The following is a 21,054-nucleotide window of genomic DNA, read 5'->3' as shown; positions in this document are numbered from 1 at the left end:
TAATTTTCTTTATTTCCTTAACGTAACAACCACTTTTGTTCCTGTATCTTGAGCGTTTGATAAATCATCTACAAATACATCTACTTTATCTTTATACATCGTATTTAAGATATTTACACGTTTTTTTATGTTATTCATAGCTGTAGATTTTTGTTTTTTCTGATGATCTGTTTTAAGAGATCTAGATCGGGCTCTTCCTACTCCATTATCGGTTATTGTTATCGTGATTTCTGACGCTGTTTTTTTACTAACTACAATTTGTAACAAACCTTTTTCGGTTTTGTAACGCAAGCCATGCCATACCGCATTCTCTATATATGGCTGAAGTAACATTGGTGGAATTTGAAAATCTTCTACCTCAACATTGTCATTTACAATAATGGAATAATCAAACTTATCTTGAAAACGAAAATGTTCTAACTTGGTATATAACTCTAGTAGCTCAATTTCTTTCTCTAAGGGAATAAAGTCTTTTTCACTGTTTTCTAAAACAGTACGCATTAAGGTTGAAAAATCTGACAAATACTTGTTTGCGGTACGCTCATCGTTTGTAGCTATAAAGCTATTTACCGAGTTTAAAGCATTAAAAATAAAATGCGGATTCATTTGACTTCGCAAAGATTTTAATGCCAATAAATTGTTTGCAAGACGTTGTTGTTTTATGTATTTAAACATAAAATATGCTGTAACCAATAGTAAAACTAAACCTCCAATAAGTGAGTAAATTACAAGTTTTTGACGCTTATTTCGCTCGGCAGTTAACTGATACTTGCTTTCAGCAAGTTGGCGTTCATTTTCCAGACTCATTATACGATTTTGCTTATTTGCTAAATCTCTACTAAATCTTGCTGCTTGTATAATTTCTTGTTCCTTTTTTATATAAAGTTCGTCAACTAATCGTTCGTAAACTTTTGCTGTAGATAGTGCTTTGTTATAATCTCCTGCATCACGATATACTTCAGAAAGCTTTCTTGTAGCATCTTTTTGAATGACCAAATCTTCTTTATCTTCGGCAACCTCAATACTCTTCTTTAAGTACGGAATGGCTTTTTCATAATCATTTTGCATGGCATAAGCTGTACCTATTTTATAGTTTTGCTTTTGAATTGTTATTGGGCTATCATTTGAAATAATTGAATCTTTTTCAATATCCTGAACGTCCTTTACAACTTCTTCTCTCAAGGCAATTTCAGCTTCAATAGCGTTATTTTTACTTTGAAACTCGGCAACCTTTTCTTTCTCTTCTACTGCACGTTTCTTACTTTGTTGTGAGGCTAAACTCATTGCAGATTTGTAAAAAGATTCTGCTAAATTTGTAGCACCCATTTTTTCATAAGCCTGGGCTATTTTAGAATTTAAATCGGTTATTTTAGGTGATAGTTTTTTATCCTTGGCTATTTCAAGAGCTTTTTTATAGGTATTTAAGGCTGTTTTTAAATCTTCTGTTTTTAAATAAACATCTGCAAGACCTTCGTACTTTGTTGTTATTTGCCAATTAGATAGCTCTGGCTCTTCTAGTGAATTATAAAGCTCAATACTCTCTTGGTAGTTACCATTAAGTTCATATGCTTTGGCCAATTTTAACTTTACTTCATTAGTTTGCACATTATTGAGGCTTATTCGGTAATTTGATATTGCTAAATCGTATTGTTTCCAGTATGCGTTAACATCTCCTAAAACTTCATAAACTTCTGAATTTTGCTTTACAGACTTACTCTCTGCTAAGGCTTCTGTTACAAATTGAATACTTTTTTCTGCATCAGATTTGAGATATACCAACGCAGAGTCTATTAAGGCATTGAACTGTTTAGGGCTTTTATATTTGCTTTTTACAGAGCTTGATGTAATAGCAGGCTCTACAATTACATCTATACGCTCTCGGCTATTAATAGTGTAATAAATGGTATTGAAATCTTTGTGTCTAATTATAAGCTCATCGCCATATTTAACCTGAATTCTAAAGTCTCCAGCTATATTGGTTGTTGTGTAAGCTCCGCCATTTACTTCTATATTTACTTTTGCTATGGGTTTTCTAGTATCTTTTTCTGTTACAGAGCCTCTTACTGTAAAAATCTCATCGTTGTTTAACGACTTAAATCTTTGAGCAGACAAGCTGTTTACCTGTAAGTAAACAACAAAAAAAATGATACACTTTAAAACTATTTTCATGTAAATATTGGCTTCAAAATATAAACTTACGCACTTTAACTGATAAAATAAAATAGCCTGTAGCCGGAATTAAAAGCTTTAATATGCAATTACAAGGTATAACTAAATAAGTATATAGTATCACTCATTTTAACAACCTATTTACTCATTCATAGTTTTTAAATAAAAAAAGCGCCTTGAATATAAGTTCAAGGCGCTTTTTTATTTTATAATAAGATGAATCATTAGTTTACTGCAGGACAATTACAGTGGTAACGCTCTTTTCTACAGTTAAAGTTATAACCAAGCGTTATTTGATGAAAACCACTATTATTAAACACTACAGAGTTTGCTTGATAAGCATACGTATAAGCAAACATGAAATTGTTATAGTTTACACCTACAAGTGGTGAAAAATACTGAAGTTTTTGACTGCTTACGCTGCCATTCTCATAATATTCAGCACCATCAAAACTACGTCTGTAAGACAAACCTGCCCAAAGCTTACCAAACTCCATTTCTTTGTAAACTTTTGCATTAACATCTATAGATGATTCTTTTGTAGCATCTTTATATTGATACATAAGTGATGGTTCATAAGACCACTCACTACCATATTTGCCAAACACAGTTCCGGCAGATACTAAATAACGTCTTAAATTACTAGTAAACTGACGATCATTATTTATACCTTCATTTTTTAAAATGTTTTTTACCGTAGCGTGTGCATAAAAGTTATACAAGTGGTAAGAGAAACCAAAATCCATATTAAAATTAGTAGAACTTTGTTCTATACCTGCAATAATAGGATCGAAAGGTTCGTTTACAAACGCAGTTTCGTCAAGTTTATATTGAATAGCACCTACGCTTAAACCAAACGATAACATGTTTAAGTCTAACTCACTTCTTGAAAACATAATATGGTGTGCATACGTTACATACGCACCGTTTTGAGAATGGTAACCATTTTTATCTGAATAAAAAATAGCACCAATACCTGATTGTGAATCTCCTATTCTTCCATTAGCACTTATTGTTAAAAGTTTAGGCGCATCTTCATGACCAAACCATTGCTGGCGACCTGTCATTCTTATTTTAGCACAATTTGCTGCACCTGCCATAGATGGATGAATTAAATAATAGTTATCTGTTAGATAATCTGTATAAACAGGAAGTCCTTCTTGAGAGTTTGCAAATTGTGTGAAAAATATCACTGATACTAATATGTAGAATCTTTTCAACATCATAAATTTAGTTTTCAGGGCAGACTGATTAAAACTTATCGTCTGTTTTTATCTTATATAAACTTGTTTTTGACCATAAAATTATAATCAGAAGCCAAATATATAAAATTTACTTTTTACAAAAGGCATCATAATAGTTAAAGCCTTTTAATATTCTGAATTTTTAAATCGATTTTTTTTCAAAAAAACAATAATGGCCAAATATATGGATAACTGAAGTTAACTTTTAGTATTTTTGTAAAAAAAATAAAATGAGTCAATATCAAGTTTCAATAAAAGAAACTAACAATCATACCATAATAAAATTTGAGGTAAACACCTTTATTACCCAACATCAAAGTTTTGAATTTAACAACATAGATGATGCTAAAAACTCTCCGTTAGCGCAACAGTTATTTTACTTACCGTTTGTAAAAAAAGTTTACATTTCTGGTAATTTTATAGCTGTAGAGCGCTACAATATTGTTGAGTGGAAAGATGTACAAGAAGAAGTAGCACAACAAATTGAAGCATTCTTAAATAATGGAGGCGTTGTTGTAGAAGAAGATGCTCAACCTAAAAAGGTTCCCGTAACAGTATATGCGGAAAGCACACCAAATCCTGCAACCATGAAATTTGTTGCAAACAAAAAGCTTGTTACAACATCTTATGAATTTACTTCTATTGATGAAGCCATTGTGTCTCCTTTGGCTAGCGAATTATTCCATTTTCCTTTTGTGAAAGCTGTTTTCTTTGATGAAAACTATGTGTCTATTACAAAATATGACATGGCAAATTGGACAGATATTACAATGGAAATTCGTGAGTTTATAAGAAGCTATATCGAGCAAGGTAAAGAAATTTTAAAACCAGATGCACAACAAGTTTTAAAGAAAACAACTGAACAACTAGACGAGTCTTTTGAGGCGCTTGATGATACGTCAAAAGAAATTGTAAATATTCTTGAAGAATATGTAAAACCTGCTGTAGCTAGCGATGGTGGAAATATTCAGTTTGAATCTTACAATCCAGATAGTAAAGTTGTAAAAGTTATTTTACAAGGTGCTTGTAGTGGTTGTCCGTCTTCAACATTTACTCTAAAAAGCGGTATAGAAAATATGCTTAAAGAAATGTTGCAAGGAAAAATTTCTACTGTAGAAGCTATAAACGGCTAAATAAGTGACTAAATAGCTTTTATGGTGTCAAAAAAATAAGTAACTTTAAAAGTATACTTATAAACGACAAAATCATGGCAGTATTAAAAGTTATAGAAGTCTTATCAAACTCTGATAAGAGCTGGGAAGACGCAACTAAAAAGGCTGTAAAAGAAGCCTCTAAAACAGTAAAAAACATACGTTCTGTTTATGTTCAAGACCAAAGCGCCATTGTAAATGGTGATAATGTAACAGAATTTAGAGTAAATCTAAAACTCACTTTTGAAGTTAAATAACCTATAAAAAATCACCTGTAAAAAGGTGGTTTTTTGTTTTTATGACTATGACGTTATTGATATATATACTTTTAGGGTTTATTGCTTTTGAACATTTGTACTTTTTATATTTAGAAATGTTTCTTTGGACAACAAAAAAAGGCATAAAAGCATTTGGGTTAAAATCAAAGGAATTTGCTGAAGACACAAAAGTATTAGCAGCCAACCAAGGTTTATACAATGGTTTTCTTGCTGCTGGTATTATTTACGCACTGTTAAACAACAATATGAATTTTGCTGTTTTCTTTTTGACTTGTGTTTCTATAGCTGGTATATACGGTGCATATTCTACAAAAAAGATTACGTTATTTTATATTCAAGCCGTTCCAGCTATTATGACACTTATTCTAGTACTATTAACATAAATTCAACACATAGAATTTTGTGTTTCAATTTTTAACCTTATATTAAATTTAAGTGTTTATCACTTTATTATTTTTACATATTAATTAATTTAAAACAAAAACATGGATTTAGAAAAATGGACAAACACAGCCGTTGAATTTGCAACCGAATACGGCTTAAAAGTCATTGGCGCAATTGTATTTTGGATAGTTGGCTCGTGGATTATTAAAAAAATCATGAATGCTACTAAAAAACTTATGACAAAAAGCAATTATGATGAAAGCCTTCAAAAATTCTTAATAAACCTATTAAGTTGGGGATTAAAGATATTGCTAGTTATAACACTATTAGGTGTATTGGGCGTGCCAACCACATCATTTGCTGCTGTATTAGCTGCTGCTGGACTAGCTGTAGGTATGGCGCTTCAAGGGTCTCTAGGCAACTTTGCTGGTGGCGTTTTATTAATGATTTTTAAACCTATTAAAATAGGTGACCTAATAGAAGCTCAAGGAGAGATAGGTGTTGTTAAAGAAATAGAAATATTTACTACAAAATTAACAGGCTTATCAAATAAAGAAATTATTATTCCTAACGGTGCTTTATCTAACGGTAATATTGTAAACTATTCAACTGAAGGAACAAGACGTGTAGATTTAGTGTTTGGTGTGGGCTATGAGTCTGACATAAAACAAACCAAAGAAGTACTAATGAATGTACTTACATCGCACCCTAAAGTTTTAAAAGATCCTGCACCTGCTGTTACGGTATTAGAGTTGGCAGACAGTTCTATTAATTTTGCTGTAAGACCTTGGTCTAAAACTGAAGATTACTGGGCTGTTTACTTTGATGTAACAGAACAAACTAAAGAAGCGCTTGATGCTGCTGGTATTGAAATACCTTATCCACATCAAGTAGAAATTCATAAAGGTGAATAAAACTTTTATTTAGATTTTGGCTTTATAGCAACAAAATCTTTTAAGTAATATGGTTCAAAATAAGCGACGTCTTCTACGTCGCTTATTTTATATTTATTATAAGCTAATAAACTCATACTACTTGCCGATGGTAATTTATCTTCAATAAAAACGGCATTTTTATGAGTCACAACTGTTTTAGTTTTTTCTACCGCGTTACCAATAAAGTAAACAGTTCCGCTTTCTAAATATGTACTAAAAGATGTTGTTTCAATAATTTTTGCCTCTATATCCTGAATAGGTTTATAATCAGCATCAAAAACAGCCGTATAAGCCTCCATACGCCTTGCGTCAAGCATTGGTACTATAACACCGTTTTTTGCTTTAACTTGGTGTGCTAAAGCCTCTAATGTTGAAACTGCTATTAACGGCTTATTTAATGCAAAACAAAGCCCTTTTGCTGCAGACACACCTATACGAAGTCCTGTATAAGATCCAGGCCCTTTACTTATAGCTATAGCGTCAAGCTGTGAAGGCTCAATGTTATTTTCTTTAAGTAGTGTATCTATAAACACGTGTAAGCGTTCGGCATGTGAATAACCGTTATTGTAATCTTCTTTTAAAGCAAAAGTCTCTCCTTTTTTTGAAAGAGAGACTGAACAGTTTGTTGTTGCTGTTTCTATGTTTAGTATAAGTGCCAAAATTATTCTGTCAAAGGTTTACCAAGGTAGAAATCTAATACTTTTGTTTTAAATACAAAATCATATTTTGCATTTATCAATGAAGCTTGAGCATTTACTAATCGAATTCTTGTCTGTTCTAAATCAAATGCATTCATCGCTCCAATATTATAACGTTCTTGAGAGTTTTTAAAAGCTAATTCTTGTGATTCTAATGATTTTTTTGCTGCTAAAAACGCTTTATATGCTGCTTGAGCATCTGTAAAAGCTCGTTGTACGTTAGATTCTAAATTTAGTTTTGCTTGATCTAAATTAAGTTTACTATTATTCTCCTGAATTAAAGATTTAGCAACTGCGGTTTTGTTTTGAAATCTTGAAAAAATAGGAATTGACACACTTAAATTGAATGTATGACCTTTGTTAACATCAAGCTCTCTAAAAAAAGCTTGTTTTTGAAAATCATTTTTAGATTCACTCCAAACGGAACCAAAACCATAACTAAAACCGACAGATGGATAATAACCTGATTTAGATATTTCAGTGCTTAATTCTGCATTCTCAATATTTTTTTCAGCAACTTTAATTTCATTTCTATTAGCCATAGCATAATCTAGAACCGGATCTACACTGTTATATAGTAACGCTTCTGATGGAGAGCCTATCTCAACAACTGCAACATCAAAACCTTGAAAAGGAACTTGAAGCAATTGTGATAATGATAATAATGATAGCGTATAATTATTCTCTGCTATTGTTACATTTTGCTCGTCAGCACTTAATGTTGCTTCAGAATCATAAATATTTGCTCTTGGCTGAACGCCTGCATCTACTAATGATTTTACTTGGTCTAATTGCTTTTTTGAAAACTCATATTGTGCTTTTGCTGTCTCTAAATTTTCAATATTAAACAAGACATTTAAATAAGCATTAACTACGTTTAATGAAATATCATCTTTAATTCTAGCTAATTCTAGCTTATTTATTTCTAGATTCAGTTGTGATTGCTTGTAAAGGTTTAATGTTCTAAATCCGTTAAAAACATTTTGATTAACTCCAAGATTATAACTAAACGAATGTGTTGTTTGGTTATTAATCCTTTGATTTGTTACTTGATCAAATCCTGAACCAATACTTAATCTTTCTCCTAAACTTCCACTCACAGATGGTAAAAAGTTACCTTTTGCGGCTATAATATCTTGTTCATTTGACAATAGTGTATTTTCTCCTTGCTTTATTGTTATATTATTCTCTAAAGCATAATCTACACATTCTTTTAATGTCCATTTTTTTTCTTGAGAAAAGCTATTAAAAGAGACAGCTGCAAATAAAACAGCACCTGCTAGTAGTTTATTAATTTTCATCATTGTTATCTTTTGATGCTTTATTCCACACTTTAATTTTATCGCCTTCTGCAACACCTTCTACTATTTCTACATTAATTCCGTCAGAAATACCTAACTCAACATATTTTTCTTCGTATGAGCCGTCGTCTTTTTTAATTTCAACATAAGGCTTTTCTGTAATTCTATTAAACTGTAATAATGCTTCTTTTATTACTAGAATACTATCCTTGCTTTCCATTTCAATTTCAGCATTTGCACTGTATCCTGCTCTTATTTTTGTAGATTGTTCTACTTGTACATCTGCTTTAATAGTAAATTGTACGGCTCCGTTTTCTTCTAATCCCTTTGGAGCTACAAATGTAAGTTTTGCAGGAAACTCTTTTTCATTTATCGCTCCTAAAACTACAATAATCTCTTTGCCTTCTTCTAGTTTTCCTACTTCAGCTTCATCAACTTTTCCTTCAAAAATCATTTTGCTCATATCTGCCACTAAAGCAATTGTAGTACCCTCGTTAAAGTTGTTACTTTCTATTACTTGATCTCCTTCTCTAACAGGTATTTCTAATACAGTTCCAGATATTTGGGCTATAATGTTTGTGTTTGCAGAACTGCCTCCTGAAAGCGATCCTTGTCTTATAATTTGATAATCATTTTGTGCTTGGTTTAGAGATTCTCTTGCTTGGTTTAGAGATAGCTCACTGTTCTCAAAATCTTGTTTTGATATAACGCCTTTATCAAATAACGCTTTATTTCTATCGTAAAGGGTTTTGGCGTTATTATATGATAGTTGAGCTGTTTTTATTCGACTGTTGGCGCTTACCAAACTTTGTTCATTAGGCACAACTCTAATTTTTGCTATTAAATCACCTTTTTTTACAACATCACCTTCTTCTACCATAATTTTGTCTACAATACCAGAAATTTGAGGTTTCAATGCAATTTCTTCTTCGGGATTAAGCTTACCTGTTGCGACTACTTTAGTTTTAATAGACGTATAAAAAGGTTCTTCTACTTTAAATTCCTCTACTTCTTTAGAGTTGGAGTCTTTAAAGTATTTTATTACCAAAACAAATAGCACTAGTAGTACTATACCAATAATTATTTTTACTGTTTTATTCATTTTAAATTTATGATTGATTATTCTATTCTTCTCTTAATGCTTCTATAGGTTTTATACTTGTGGCTTTGAACGCTGGAATAAGCCCTATTAAAGTGCCTAAAACTACCAAAATAATAAGAGCCACAAAAACAACTGTAATAGAAACTGATGCGTTTACAATAGCTGCGTCGTCACCTTGCCCAAAAGCAGCATCCATAGCAATAAGTATCCAGCCGCCACTTATTATTCCCATAAAACCAGCTAGTAGTGTAATAAATACGGCTTCTACTAATATTTGTCGTTTTATTTCATAAGGTGTTGCGCCTAATGCTCGCCTTACTCCTATTTCTTTGGTACGTTCTTTTACTGTTATAAGTAATATATTGCCTATGGCAAATACACCTGCTATAAGTGTTGCTATACCTACAAACCAAGTTAAAAATTGCATTCCTGTTAAGAAACCTGTCATTTTAGCAAATTCGTTTCCTAAATTAAAACTTCCAAAAGCTCGGTTATCTTTAGGGTGAATACGGTTTAAGTTTTTAAGTAATAATTTAGAATCTTCTTCTATTTGTTTTATATCAAAATCTGGTTTTCCTGTTATCATCATCCAGCCTATACGATCTCCTTGATTGTATATTTGTTGGAAGGTTGTAAATGGAATGTGCATATCTGATGATGGTCCCATATTCATATTACCGTCTTCAAAAATACCAATAACCAAAAAGTTCATTTCGTTAATTTGAATGAGCTCTCCCATGGCTTGCTCATCTTTTTCAAAAAGTTGTTTATAGACATTTTCAGAAATAACAACTACTTTTCTGTTATTATCTATATCATTTTGATTTATAAATCGCCCATGGATAAGCTTTTTCTTTTGTACTTTATCTAAAAGTGGATAATCACCATTGACACCAAATGTTCCTGATAAAAAATTGCGAACTACAGTTGCCTGGTTTTGATTTCTAGGCACGACAAACTCAATTCCTTCTATATTCTCTTCAACCTTTATTGCATCTGATAATGATAACTTTACTTGCTTACCCTCTTGAAAACCTTTGAACGGTTTACTTGTATTTTGCCCCCAAATAAAAACACTATTTGTTGCAAAATCACCAAAAAGTCTATTAAAGGCATTCTCTAAACCTCGAGCAGAGCCTAATAAACCTATAAGCAATAAAATGCCCCACCAAACGCCTACCATAGTAAGTATAGAACGAAGTTTGTTTTTGCTTAAACTATCAAAAACCTCTTGCCAGGTATCTCTATCTGTTAAAAATTTAAACATATTAGTCGTCTCTTAATGCTACAATAGGTTTTATTTGTGATGCTTTTTTTGCTGGTAAATATCCTGCTATAGAACCTGCTAAAATTAATGTGATAGTTGCACCTATTATTAATGAAGGTTTTACGCTTGGGTCTTTTATAAAATATGTTTCTAGCATAGGTCCTGCCCATTCTAAAACACCCATTCCTACTAATAAACCAACATAACCAGCTATGGCAGTAATAAGAATAGATTCTATTAAAATTATAGAAATTATAGATTTTGGCGTAGCACCTAATGCTTTACGAATACCAATTTCTTTAGTGCGCTCTTTTACTATAAAAATCATAATGTTGCTTATTCCTACAACACCTGCTATTAGTGTACCAAAACCTATGATTAAAATTATAATTCCTAAAGCTCCTGTCATTTGTCCAACATTTTTGTTGGCTTCAGCCATGTTTTGAATTCTTATAGCTCTTTGATCTGAAGAAGCCACATCAAAACGGTCTTTCATTTTATTGGTAATGGTTCTACCAAAACTAATGGCTTCATCATAATCCATTTCAGGATTATAGGTCAAGTTAATTTGATCAATATAGTCGTTATTACCATAAATACGCTGTGCAGTAGATACGGGCATATAAATGATACGCTCTTCATTATCGTTTCCTTCATCAGTAAATACACCTACAATTTTATATTGAATGCCATTAAGGTTTATATACTTTCCTAAAGCTGTTGTTTTAAGAAATAAGTCTTCTTCAACCAACCGGCCAATAACGACAACTTTAGATTTTTCGTCTATATCACGCTGGTTTATATAACGTCCTTCTTTTATAGAAGTTACTTCTAAATATTGATGATCTGGATGAACGGCTCTTACCGAGTAGCTATTTTTTTCGTTTCTAAATGTTGCAGTAACATTTCTATAAATTCGTGCTGTGATGTATTGTACTTTATCTGAAAACTCTTCCTTTACATAGTCATAGTCTTCATTTTTAAACTGAATACGTCTGCCTGCTTGTAATCCCTTATGTGCCTTTGCTGTTCTGCCTGCGTAAATAAAAATTGCATTATTAGCATCGTCATTAAAGGCGTCAGAAAACGTGTTTTCTAAACCTTTAGCTAAACCAAATAGTATTGCAAATAATAAAATAGCAAACGCCACTGTAAATCCTGATAATAGACTTCGTGTTCTATTTTTATTTATACTTTGAAATATTTCACGCCAAAGATCTAAATCAAACATATTGTTCTGCTCTTACTTGTTCTACAAAAGCATCTTCCATAATAACACCATCTTTTAAACGAACAACTCGCTTACACATGCTTGCTATATCTTCTTCGTGAGTTACCATGAGTATGGTTTTGCCTTCATCATTTAATTGCTGAATAAACGCCATGATTTCATGAGACGTTTTAGTATCTAAAGCACCTGTAGGCTCATCTGCTAATAATAATTTAGGATTTGCTGCTAAAGCTCTAGCAATTGCAACACGTTGTTTTTGACCTCCTGACAACTCATTAGGTAAATGGTGTGCCCAATCTTTTAGACCTACTTTTTCTAAATGAAACAATGCTTTTTCTTGTCTTTCAGAACGTTTCATACCTTGATAATATAATGGTAATGCTACGTTTTCAAGAGCGTTTTTATAGTTTATAAGATTAAATGATTGAAATATAAATCCTAGAAATTTATTTCTATAAATGGCTGCTTTCTTTTCAGTAAGGTTTTTAATAGGAACTTCGTCTAGAATGTAATCGCCTTCATCTGCTTCGTCTAGCATTCCTATAATATTTAGCAATGTAGATTTTCCAGAACCGGAAGACCCCATAATTGCTACCATTTCTCCTTCTTTTACAGAAAGATCAATACCCTTTAATACATGCAAACTAGAATCTCCTATTGGATAAGATTTATGTAGTTTTCGGATGTTTAACATACCAAATATTTTGATTGATTGTTTTGTCTTATACACATTAGACTATAAACAGCCTAGAATGTTACAATAAAAATAAATAATATTTATTGAGAGGTGCTTTTATAAGTGTTAAACATTTAATAAAGTACATTACTGTTTTTCAAACTGAACGCCTATTTTCATCATTGGATTTGCGTAGTAATAACTTGTTTTACCAAAGGCTTTCCATTTCATTTTTCTCGTCATATGTGTCCATAATTGCCCTCTGTAACTTGACCAAGTAAGTGCTTGCTCATTATAAGTTACAACCAAGTTTGGCGCAGTGAGATACATAGTTTTTTTAGGCTGATTAGGTTTTGGATTTATTGCTTCTATACAAGCACAAATTCCTGAATTGGAAAAAGGCATATAAGTCTCATTAAGGTTTATAGTTACCTTCTGGTTTTTATTTTTTGGCTTTATGATACTATCAAAACTTGACAGTGGCGTATCAGGAATGTTTTTGGCTTTATTAAATTCATAAAATTTAATTCTATAATATGTAGGAAACATATCATAACCTTCTCTAGGTTTTTTCTTTTTAAGATCAAAAGAAACCCATAGTAGCTTACCTTTTTTACCTTCTTTGTTTTCTATATACAAGCATCGCTCATAACCATAAGGCACAGAAGATCTAAATTTTATTTTACTACGATTAACTCCTAAAGTTTTTACTGATGTATAGGTCTTTTTTTTATTGGAAATAAGAACTTCATCTAAAATAGATTGTGATTCTAAAAGTATAATCTTTACAAAGGTTTGATTTATTAGAGAGTTTACTGGAATTTTTTTAGTCTGGTATCCTAGTTGAGAAACAAATATTGTATCCCCTAAATGTTTACTAACATTAAAATTAAAAACTCCTAAACTATCAGCCGATGTGCCTATGTTTTTATTCAGAATACTTACATTAGAATATGGTAATGGCTCATCATTTACAGCTGTGATTTGTCCAGAAATGTTTTGTGCTTGTATGTTATTTAGTACTACTAACCCAAAGAAAACACAAAACAGATATTTCATTATTTTTTTTTGGTTCTAAATTTTCTGTAAATAAAAAACCCTATTCCACCTACTAAAATATAAGGTATTGCCATAAGGTAAATAATACCATCATTAATTCCTTTTGCTGTGGCTTGTCCTTCTTCACTTTCTAAAACAGCACGACACATAGCACACTGGGCATTGGCACTAACAAAACTTATTACTGTAAAAACAAGAACTAATATATTTCGCTTTAAATTATACATAGTAAGGAGAGATCATAACATAAACAATTACGCCTGTGGCAGCAACATACAACCATAACGGGAATGCTATACGGGCTATTTTTTTATGACGCTCAAAGTTTTTAGTTATTGCGCGCACATAAGTAATTAACACAAAAGGTATAATAATGATGGATAACAAAATGTGTGTTATCAGAATAAAATAATATATATATTTCACAATACCTTCTCCACCAAATTTTGTTGAATCACTAGTCATATGATAAGCTACATACATAGCTAAAAAAGCAACTGAAAGCATAATGGCAAATTTCATTAGCTTTTCATGAAGTGCTTGTTTTTTTGTTTTTATTGCCCAAAAAGCTATAATTAATACTATTGCTGTGATTGCATTAATGGTTGCATAAATAGGAGGCAAAAATGTTAAAGGCTCAACATTAGGGATTTTAATTCCAAATAATACAGCTACTACAATAGGTATTAGTACTGACAATACAACAATCCATTTATTGTATTTTTTTTCGTCTTGAAGTGTCTCCTGATTATTCATTTAATAGTTTTTTTATGTCTTCTTTTAGCATGGTGATTTCTTCTTTTTGACCGTCTTCATCAACCTTTTCTTCTTGACTAATAACACCAGCATAGAAAATTTTAGGGTTATCAAAGTTGTCTTTTCTTGATCTTATAAAACCATTTTTATCAATAAGTGCAAAATTTCCAGAATGTTCAAAACCACCATCAATGTTTTCATTTTCGCCTACATAGATGTTAAATCCTTGATTAGCTAATTTGTAAATAGCTTCTTCATCTCCTGTCATTAAATGCCAATTAGGATTTGTAATACCATATTGGTCTGCATAAGCCTTTAAAACCTCGATTGTATCATAATCAGGATTGATTGTAAAAGATGCAACGCCAAAATTTTCAAACTCTTTAAAAGCATTTTGAATTTGTACTAAATTTTTATTCATTTTAGGACAAATTGTTGGGCATGTTGTAAAAAAGAATTCAACAACATAAACTTTACCTAAATAATCTTTTTCGGTAATTGTCTTTCCGTTTTGATCTGTAAAAGTAAAGGCTGGTACTTTTTTAGGTTCTCCGTTTATTTTAATAAACTCTAAAGCAGAATCATCGCTAAAGTTATTATCTTGACCTTGGCTCATTCTATCGTTACGAGTAATGTCATTGTTTTTTACTCTGTCAATAATTTTTGGAATAAAAATAATTCCAAATACTAATATGATAAATGCAATGCCTACGTATGAATAATTTGTTTTATTGCTCATGATGTGTTTTTAAATCGTTTGCTCTTCTGGTATTTGAGTCAAAATTTCCTTTACGTTTTTGTCTATATTCTGTAAATAAAACGCGCATATCTTCACTCATTTTATTTTTAAGTTCGGCTACTTCTATACAATTATATGAATATAATGAATATATAGCTGCTTGCTTTTCTATCTCATTATCTGTACGATCATCTAGACGACCTCTCTGGTTTAATTCCTTATCAATTATAAAAACATTGCTTGAAGAAAGATTATCATCTAGTTTAAAATTTGCATTTAAACTATTAAAAAAAGCCTGAATAGATTGCCCATCTGCAAATGCAAATTGCCAATACTCTAATGGCTCGTACTTCATTATTTCTTGCTTTAAACTTGCTAATTGATGTTTTGCCTCATTAGGTAAAACAACAACTATTTGAAAGGTTTTAAATCCTTTAAACTTATCGTAAACTAGTTCTTTAAGGTTTAAGGCTTCGGTAAGTCTGGATTTGGGGTTACTTCCCAAAAAGCTTAATACGGTTAAGTGATTTTCTAAATTTACAGGTAAGCCTTCTTCTGTTGAAAAATTAACAAGCTCGCTAACTTGAGGTTTTACAACATCTAGCGCATTGTAATTATGCTTTGCTGGATATAGAAACAATAAAAATGTAACTGGAAGAAAAAACAAAATTCCTAGTATCAGGTTTCTTTTTACTTGTTTTGATATCATGTAAGTATGTTTTTATTTACATATAAATAAACACTATGTGTTTTACTTTTTAAGAACAACATAAAGTGTTTGTTATTGATATGCAAAAATAAAAAAAGGCGGTTTAAAAAACCGCCTTTTTTATCTATTTAACGTTGTTCTATTATTAAAACCCGTGTTGTTTTATGTATCCGTTTTCATAAACGCTCTGTACATAACCACCTTCTTGTAATAATATGAAAACTAGGTAACAAATTAAGAATACTGCTGTCCATACAACAACGCGTCTTAATCCTGCTGTTTCATCTCTCATGTGCATAAAATCCCAAGTGATATAATATGCTTTTACTATTGTTAAGATTATAAAAATCCAATTAAGAATTTTCATTCCAATAAAATGCTCATTTAAAGCTTCAGGCTTATAGATACCTAATACTACTTCAATCGCTGTGATAATAGAAAGTAAAATTAATACTCCCCAAATTTTTTGTTGATTAGATTTGAATTTAACAAATCCTCTAAATATTTCTAATTTATGTGCGTCTGCCATTTTGAATGATATTATCTAATTAATTAAACTAGGTAGAAGAATGTAAATACAAATACCCAAACTAAATCTACAAAGTGCCAATAAAGACCTACTTTCTCAACCATTTCGTAGCTTTTTCTTCTCTCGTAAGTTCCTATTATTACGTTAAAGAAAATAATGATGTTTAACACGACTCCTGAAAGTACGTGGAATCCGTGAAATCCTGTGATAAAGAAAAAGAAGTCTGCAAATAAAGGAGAACCATACTCATTATGTTGCAAATTAGCTCCTTCAACAATTACAGCGCCATTATTTTTAAGTTCTTTAATAGATTCTTCTCTTGAAAGTACTGTTTTATGACCTTCTTCATTAAGCAACTGTGTTCTTACTAAAACATTTTCATTTGCAACAACACCGTTTATAACCTCATCTACAGTGTAAGCTGGTAGTTCAGTTTCATCAACAAACCAAATACCATTCTTGCGCTCGTGAGTTGTTCTTTCTTTATGCTCAATTAATGCTACATCTCTTAATGCGACTCTATGTCCATCTGTATCTACCAATTGAAGAATGTTTCCTCCTTTAGTTTCAATAGCACCATAATCTCCTTTAATGAATGTTGCCCATTCCCAAGCTTGAGAACCAACAAATATAACACCACCAATAATGGTTAAGAACATATACAAGGTTACTTTAGCCTTGTTCATATGATGACCTGCATCAACAGCAAGTACCATAGTTACAGATGACATAATAAGTATAAATGTCATAAACGCTACGTAAATCATAGGTAATTCTTGCCCATGTAAAAACGGAACGTGAGTAAACACTTCATCAGCTATAGGCCAATAGTCAATAAATTTAAATCTTGAAAACCCGTAGGCAGCTAAAAACCCAGAAAACGTTAAAGCATCAGAAACGATGAAAAACCACATCATCATTTTTCCATAACTCGCCTTTAAAGGCTCGTTTCCTCCACCCCAAGTTTTACCTTCTGTACCAGTATTTACAACTGTAGTATCCATATGTTTGGTTTAGTTATTAAAAGTTGCACAAAAATAATCATTTTATTTTTCTAAAGAAATATCCCTTGCTAAATTTTAAAGACTCTAAATAAGATATCGCTTTAGTTGATTATTTTATATTATTATTTATTTAAAAAAGTATAAAAAGAAAAATAAGTATAACCACAGAATATCAACAAAATGCCAAAATGTTGCCGCTAGTTCAAACCCTAACATGTTTTCTGCTGTATATTTATTTCTAAAATGGTTTATAACTACTACTAACAAGCAAATTAAACCAACTACAACGTGCAGTATATGTACAATTGCAATAAGGTAGATGTAAGACATTGTTACATTACTTGTTGGGCCTGTAAAATTATATCCTGCGTTGATAATATCTCTAAACCCAGAAAACTGATTATAAATAAAAATAATTCCTAAAGCAAAGGTAACTAGCAACATACTTGTTGCTAATGGTCTGTTATTATTTTTCAAAGCATATTTTGCTACAAGTAGTGTTACACTACTTACAAGCATAATTACAACACTCATCATGAACGCTTCAGGCATTTGAAAATCGCTTAACCAATCTGGTCTGGTGCTACTCACAACAAACGCACTTGTCCAGCCTGCAAATGACATTACTAATGAAATAATGCCAAACCAAAGCATCATTTTTTTTGCTCTACCTGTTTTTTCTTGTATTGTTCCTTGGGTTAAATCCATGGTTTTTATCTTAAAAATTTATCTAATACGTATACTATTTGAAGTAATGTGATGTAAGAAACACTAGCCAGCATAAGTTGTCGTGCTGCTACAACAGTCATTTTTTTGTACAACTGAATTGCGTAATATAACATACCTAACCCTAGCAAAAACACAACAATAGCTGATACGGGTGTTAAACATAATCGGCCTGTAAAACCAAATACTGGTACAATAGAAACTAAAATTGTCCAAACAGTATACATGATTGTTTGTACGGCAGTACCTTTATCTTGCTTTCCTGTTGGCAACATAAAAAAGCCGCCTTTCTTATAATCGTCAAACAAAAACCAACCTATGGCCCAAAAATGAGGAAATTGCCAAAAAAACTGAATTGCAAACAAAGTGCCTGGCTCAATACCAAAATCATTAGTTGCTGCAACCCAACCTAACATAAATGGAATAGCTCCTGGAATAGCTCCAACAAAAACAGCTAGTGGTGTTTTAGTTTTTAACGGTGTATAAGCACATGTATATAAGAATATAGAAATAGCGCCAAACATAGCCGTTTTAGGGTTAATAACATACAAAATAGCTATCCCCAAAATTGTAAAAACACAAGCAATTACAAAGGCTGTAGATACTGACATACGCCCAGAAGGAATAGGTCTGTTTTTTGTGCGTTTCATTAACGCATCAAGATCTTTTTCTATAATTTGATTGAAAGCATTAGAGGCTCCTACCATAAAATAGCCGCCAAGTGCAAGCAATACTAAAGTTTGATAGTTTACTGTTTCAACTCCCAGCAAATATCCAGCTAGCGATGAAAACACGACACTTACAGACAAGCGAATTTTTGTAATTTCTTTGAAGTCTGAAATTAGTGATGGTCTTGCTGTTGAAGTAATTGTTTTACCCAAAGTGATATCTTGCTTTATCGCTGATTATATTGCGACTGCAAAGATACTTTGAAAAGTTAATTCTACAAATCAAAATACCAATTAAATAAATCGGTACGGATTCCAAAATTAAACCAAACCGTATTAGATTTAAAAGTTGATACTGTTTGCGCTTCAGGATTAAAGTCTCTAAAAGTTACATCAGCAAATATTCTTAAGTTAGTTGCAGGGTTTATAACATAACCCGCTTGTAAGTTTCCAAAAAAAGTGGTTGTATTATTACCTTGACCAATAACAACACCTGTATCATAAGGTCTCTCATTATAATTACGGTAAATATCTCCACCATAACTAAAGTCGTCTGAGCCGTCATTAAAATCAAAACCACGCTCGCCAACAACAAGTTTTGCATTACCAAACCAACGTTTATAATGATAACGTCCTATAAGGATAAACTCACTAAAGTTTGCTCCCCAAAGATGCGCCATAGATTGGTTATTATGCCCATAGTTTAAAAAAGTAGTATTATGAGAGTATGTATAAGGTCTTACACGGTTATATTCTGCTTGAAGCATTAAATTTTTTAGCTTAAAAGCATTGTAATATTTTATCCCTAATTGGTACCCGTTTTTATTTTTCCAACTTTTATTTCCTGCGGATACATCACTCAACGAAAATTCATCTAAAATAAACTGTCCATAAACATTAATATTATCATTTATTTTATATTTCGCTGAAAGCCCCATAATAGCATTTCCAGAATCCTGACCTGTTTCAAACTCTATTGCTCGGTAAAATATAATGGGGTTAATATAATTGATATCAAAACCTCTATTTGCTGTTTTTGCCCAAATAACAGATTCAAAAAAACCAATATTTAATCGTTTGGTAGCATTCCAACTTAAAAAGTGTGTTGCCATATACTTACTTAAGTAAGCCCCGTTTATATCAGTAGCACTTGGTCTTACATCTTTAAGCCACATCCATGTATTGGTATATTTTATTTTCCAAAAGGTGGTGTTCAGTTTTAAAAAAGGCGAAGGACTTGCTACATCACTAACAAATAAGGACCTATAACCATCGCCAATAAAGTTTTTACCGTGACCAAACTGTACGTTAAAAAACGATACTGGTGTGTAAGACAAATAAGCTTCGGCTACTGGATAATCAAAGGCATCAGTATTAAATCGCTTTGCAATACCTCTGCCTGGCACAATGCCTGCTTCGTCAACGGCTTTTATTGATTCAGCATATTGATTATAGTATTCAGGAAAGCGGCCTTGACTTTCAAAAACCGATGCATAAAAATTAAATTTCTTTCCTAAACCTCCTTGAATATTTACACCTCGAGTATTATTATATGTTGTTCCAAAACTTGCATCAGTATCTTTTCCTACTTCAAAATCAAAAATAGGATCTATTGCAAACCAATAATGTTTAGCCTCAACACGTACCAAACGTTCGTTCCATAATTTTCTTGATACAAAAGAATCTGATCCTTTTTTTAACGAATCTTTTTCTGCTTTGAAATCATAATATCTTGAAACATCTTCATAAACATAAGGCTTTGAAGCTGTATGACTATTAGTACCAACTAAATTTATGCTTCGGTCAAATCTAGAATAATAACTGTGTGTAAACGGAATATTTAGCTGACTTTTATATTCTTTTCTTGAGTACGGTGTCAACTTTTTATTTACACTATCATACTCGGTTTTTGAAGCTTTCTCTAATGCTGTTAGCTCATTAGGATTTGCTGGTGATTTTGATAAATCTTGGGTTGTAACAGCTTGGTTTACCAACGGAATTTTAATAGGAATAGAATATTGTTTAAATGTTGGGTTACCGTTATAAGTTGCAGGCTTTATTTTAGGCAATTCATCAAAAACACGTTTAGCTTCTTCTTTAAGCGATTCGTATACAGCATCAACATAAATAACTCTAAAACTTCCTTCTTTATCAACTTCAAAAAGCACAACGACATCACCTTTATAGTTCTCTGAAGTTACCGTTTCAGGAACATTAAACGTATTAAATATATGTGTGAAAATTTTATTATCGAAACATGATTGCAACATCTCTAGATCTACATTATCACACTCGGAAAATGTTGGTGGTTTTTCGTATAAAAAATTGGTTTGTGCTAAAAAACTATATTGAATAAATAGAAAGCTTATTATTACAAATTTCTTCATGTTGATACGTATGAATTTGAATGTTGAAAGATACTATTTTT

General features: G+C 31.6%; 22 protein-coding genes. 4 read left to right on the top strand and 18 right to left on the bottom strand.

Annotated features, from left to right (window positions below; all coding sequences use genetic code 11):
- Positions 1 to 9: 9 nt before the first annotated feature.
- Both ABD690_RS05095 and ABD690_RS05090 read right to left on the bottom strand, forming a co-directional pair.
- A complete protein-coding gene (locus ABD690_RS05095; RefSeq protein WP_344727871.1) occupies positions 10 to 2,169 on the bottom strand; it encodes a tetratricopeptide repeat-containing sensor histidine kinase in 2,160 nt (719 codons plus the stop codon).
- A gap of 224 nt (positions 2,170 to 2,393) precedes the next feature.
- Complete coding sequence (locus ABD690_RS05090) at positions 2,394 to 3,395, bottom strand: PorP/SprF family type IX secretion system membrane protein (RefSeq protein WP_344727869.1); 1,002 nt, start codon at positions 3,393 to 3,395, stop codon at positions 2,394 to 2,396.
- Between the two features lie 248 nt (positions 3,396 to 3,643).
- On the opposite strand from ABD690_RS05090, the gene ABD690_RS05085 reads away from it, so the two are divergent.
- The 4 genes from ABD690_RS05085 (at position 3,644) to ABD690_RS05070 (ending at position 6,140) form a co-directional block, all read left to right on the top strand.
- Complete coding sequence (locus ABD690_RS05085) at positions 3,644 to 4,546, top strand: NifU family protein (protein WP_344727867.1); 903 nt, start codon at positions 3,644 to 3,646, stop codon at positions 4,544 to 4,546.
- Positions 4,547 to 4,620: 74 nt separating this feature from the next.
- Complete coding sequence (locus tag ABD690_RS05080) at positions 4,621 to 4,821, top strand: dodecin family protein (RefSeq protein ID WP_344727865.1); 201 nt, start codon at positions 4,621 to 4,623, stop codon at positions 4,819 to 4,821.
- Positions 4,822 to 4,868: 47 nt separating this feature from the next.
- Positions 4,869 to 5,225: a DUF1304 domain-containing protein gene (locus ABD690_RS05075; RefSeq protein ID WP_344727863.1), complete on the top strand. Its 357-nt coding sequence runs from the start codon at positions 4,869 to 4,871 to the stop codon at positions 5,223 to 5,225.
- Between the two features lie 102 nt (positions 5,226 to 5,327).
- Positions 5,328 to 6,140, top strand: a complete 813-nt coding sequence (locus tag ABD690_RS05070; protein WP_344727861.1) for a mechanosensitive ion channel family protein — start codon at positions 5,328 to 5,330, stop codon at positions 6,138 to 6,140.
- Between the two features lie 5 nt (positions 6,141 to 6,145).
- Here ABD690_RS05070 and tsaB read toward each other — a convergent pair whose 3' ends face one another.
- The 16 genes from tsaB to ABD690_RS04990 all read right to left on the bottom strand — a co-directional run bounded on the left by tsaB (position 6,146) and on the right by ABD690_RS04990 (position 21,013).
- A complete protein-coding gene (gene tsaB / locus ABD690_RS05065) occupies positions 6,146 to 6,820 on the bottom strand; it encodes a tRNA (adenosine(37)-N6)-threonylcarbamoyltransferase complex dimerization subunit type 1 TsaB (protein WP_344727859.1) in 675 nt (224 codons plus the stop codon).
- A 2-nt stretch (positions 6,821 to 6,822) separates the two neighbouring features.
- Positions 6,823 to 8,163, bottom strand: coding sequence for a TolC family protein (locus tag ABD690_RS05060; protein ID WP_344727857.1), 1,341 nt, complete (start codon positions 8,161 to 8,163; stop codon positions 6,823 to 6,825).
- Positions 8,150 to 9,262: an efflux RND transporter periplasmic adaptor subunit gene (locus ABD690_RS05055; RefSeq protein ID WP_344727855.1), complete on the bottom strand. Its 1,113-nt coding sequence runs from the start codon at positions 9,260 to 9,262 to the stop codon at positions 8,150 to 8,152. Before ABD690_RS05055 ends, ABD690_RS05060 begins: the two co-directional genes overlap by 14 nt.
- Positions 9,263 to 9,284: 22 nt before the next feature.
- A complete protein-coding gene (locus ABD690_RS05050; protein WP_344727853.1) occupies positions 9,285 to 10,529 on the bottom strand; it encodes an ABC transporter permease in 1,245 nt (414 codons plus the stop codon).
- 1 nt (position 10,530) lies between these two features.
- Positions 10,531 to 11,760: an ABC transporter permease gene (locus tag ABD690_RS05045; protein WP_344727851.1), complete on the bottom strand. Its 1,230-nt coding sequence runs from the start codon at positions 11,758 to 11,760 to the stop codon at positions 10,531 to 10,533.
- On the bottom strand, positions 11,753 to 12,454 hold the full coding sequence (locus ABD690_RS05040) for an ABC transporter ATP-binding protein (protein WP_344727848.1): 702 nt from the start codon (positions 12,452 to 12,454) through the stop codon (positions 11,753 to 11,755). Before ABD690_RS05040 ends, ABD690_RS05045 begins: the two co-directional genes overlap by 8 nt.
- Positions 12,455 to 12,583: 129 nt before the next feature.
- The gene (locus ABD690_RS05035; protein ID WP_344727844.1) at positions 12,584 to 13,495 is read right to left on the bottom strand and encodes a carboxypeptidase-like regulatory domain-containing protein; all 912 of its coding nucleotides are present in this window, start codon (positions 13,493 to 13,495) and stop codon (positions 12,584 to 12,586) included.
- Positions 13,495 to 13,722, bottom strand: a complete 228-nt coding sequence (locus tag ABD690_RS05030; RefSeq protein WP_344727840.1) for a hypothetical protein — start codon at positions 13,720 to 13,722, stop codon at positions 13,495 to 13,497. Before ABD690_RS05030 ends, ABD690_RS05035 begins: the two co-directional genes overlap by 1 nt.
- Positions 13,715 to 14,251, bottom strand: a complete 537-nt coding sequence (locus tag ABD690_RS05025; RefSeq protein ID WP_344727836.1) for a DUF420 domain-containing protein — start codon at positions 14,249 to 14,251, stop codon at positions 13,715 to 13,717. Before ABD690_RS05025 ends, ABD690_RS05030 begins: the two co-directional genes overlap by 8 nt.
- Positions 14,244 to 14,990 (bottom strand): SCO family protein, encoded by a 747-nt coding sequence (locus tag ABD690_RS05020; RefSeq protein ID WP_344727832.1) that lies wholly within the window; start codon positions 14,988 to 14,990, stop codon positions 14,244 to 14,246. The genes ABD690_RS05025 and ABD690_RS05020 overlap by 8 nt, the downstream gene beginning before the upstream one ends.
- Positions 14,980 to 15,699, bottom strand: a complete 720-nt coding sequence (locus ABD690_RS05015) for a hypothetical protein (protein ID WP_344727828.1) — start codon at positions 15,697 to 15,699, stop codon at positions 14,980 to 14,982. The genes ABD690_RS05020 and ABD690_RS05015 overlap by 11 nt, the downstream gene beginning before the upstream one ends.
- Before the next feature lie 145 nt (positions 15,700 to 15,844).
- Complete coding sequence (locus tag ABD690_RS05010; protein WP_344727825.1) at positions 15,845 to 16,228, bottom strand: cytochrome C oxidase subunit IV family protein; 384 nt, start codon at positions 16,226 to 16,228, stop codon at positions 15,845 to 15,847.
- A gap of 23 nt (positions 16,229 to 16,251) precedes the next feature.
- Positions 16,252 to 17,232 (bottom strand): cytochrome c oxidase subunit 3, encoded by a 981-nt coding sequence (locus ABD690_RS05005; protein ID WP_344727821.1) that lies wholly within the window; start codon positions 17,230 to 17,232, stop codon positions 16,252 to 16,254.
- 126 nt (positions 17,233 to 17,358) lie between these two features.
- Positions 17,359 to 17,940 (bottom strand): cytochrome c oxidase subunit 3, encoded by a 582-nt coding sequence (locus ABD690_RS05000; RefSeq protein WP_344727819.1) that lies wholly within the window; start codon positions 17,938 to 17,940, stop codon positions 17,359 to 17,361.
- Between the two features lie 5 nt (positions 17,941 to 17,945).
- On the bottom strand, positions 17,946 to 18,839 hold the full coding sequence (gene cyoE / locus ABD690_RS04995) for a heme o synthase (RefSeq protein WP_344727816.1): 894 nt from the start codon (positions 18,837 to 18,839) through the stop codon (positions 17,946 to 17,948).
- A 62-nt stretch (positions 18,840 to 18,901) separates the two neighbouring features.
- Positions 18,902 to 21,013, bottom strand: coding sequence for a gliding motility protein RemB (locus tag ABD690_RS04990; RefSeq protein ID WP_344727815.1), 2,112 nt, complete (start codon positions 21,011 to 21,013; stop codon positions 18,902 to 18,904).
- Between the last annotated feature and the right edge of the window lie 41 nt (positions 21,014 to 21,054).

This window comes from Corallibacter vietnamensis, from assembly GCF_039537875.1.
GTDB lineage: Bacteria > Bacteroidota > Bacteroidia > Flavobacteriales > Flavobacteriaceae > Corallibacter > Corallibacter vietnamensis.
Note: the sequence above shows the minus strand (reverse complement) of the source record. Positions and strands in the feature narration are given on the sequence as shown.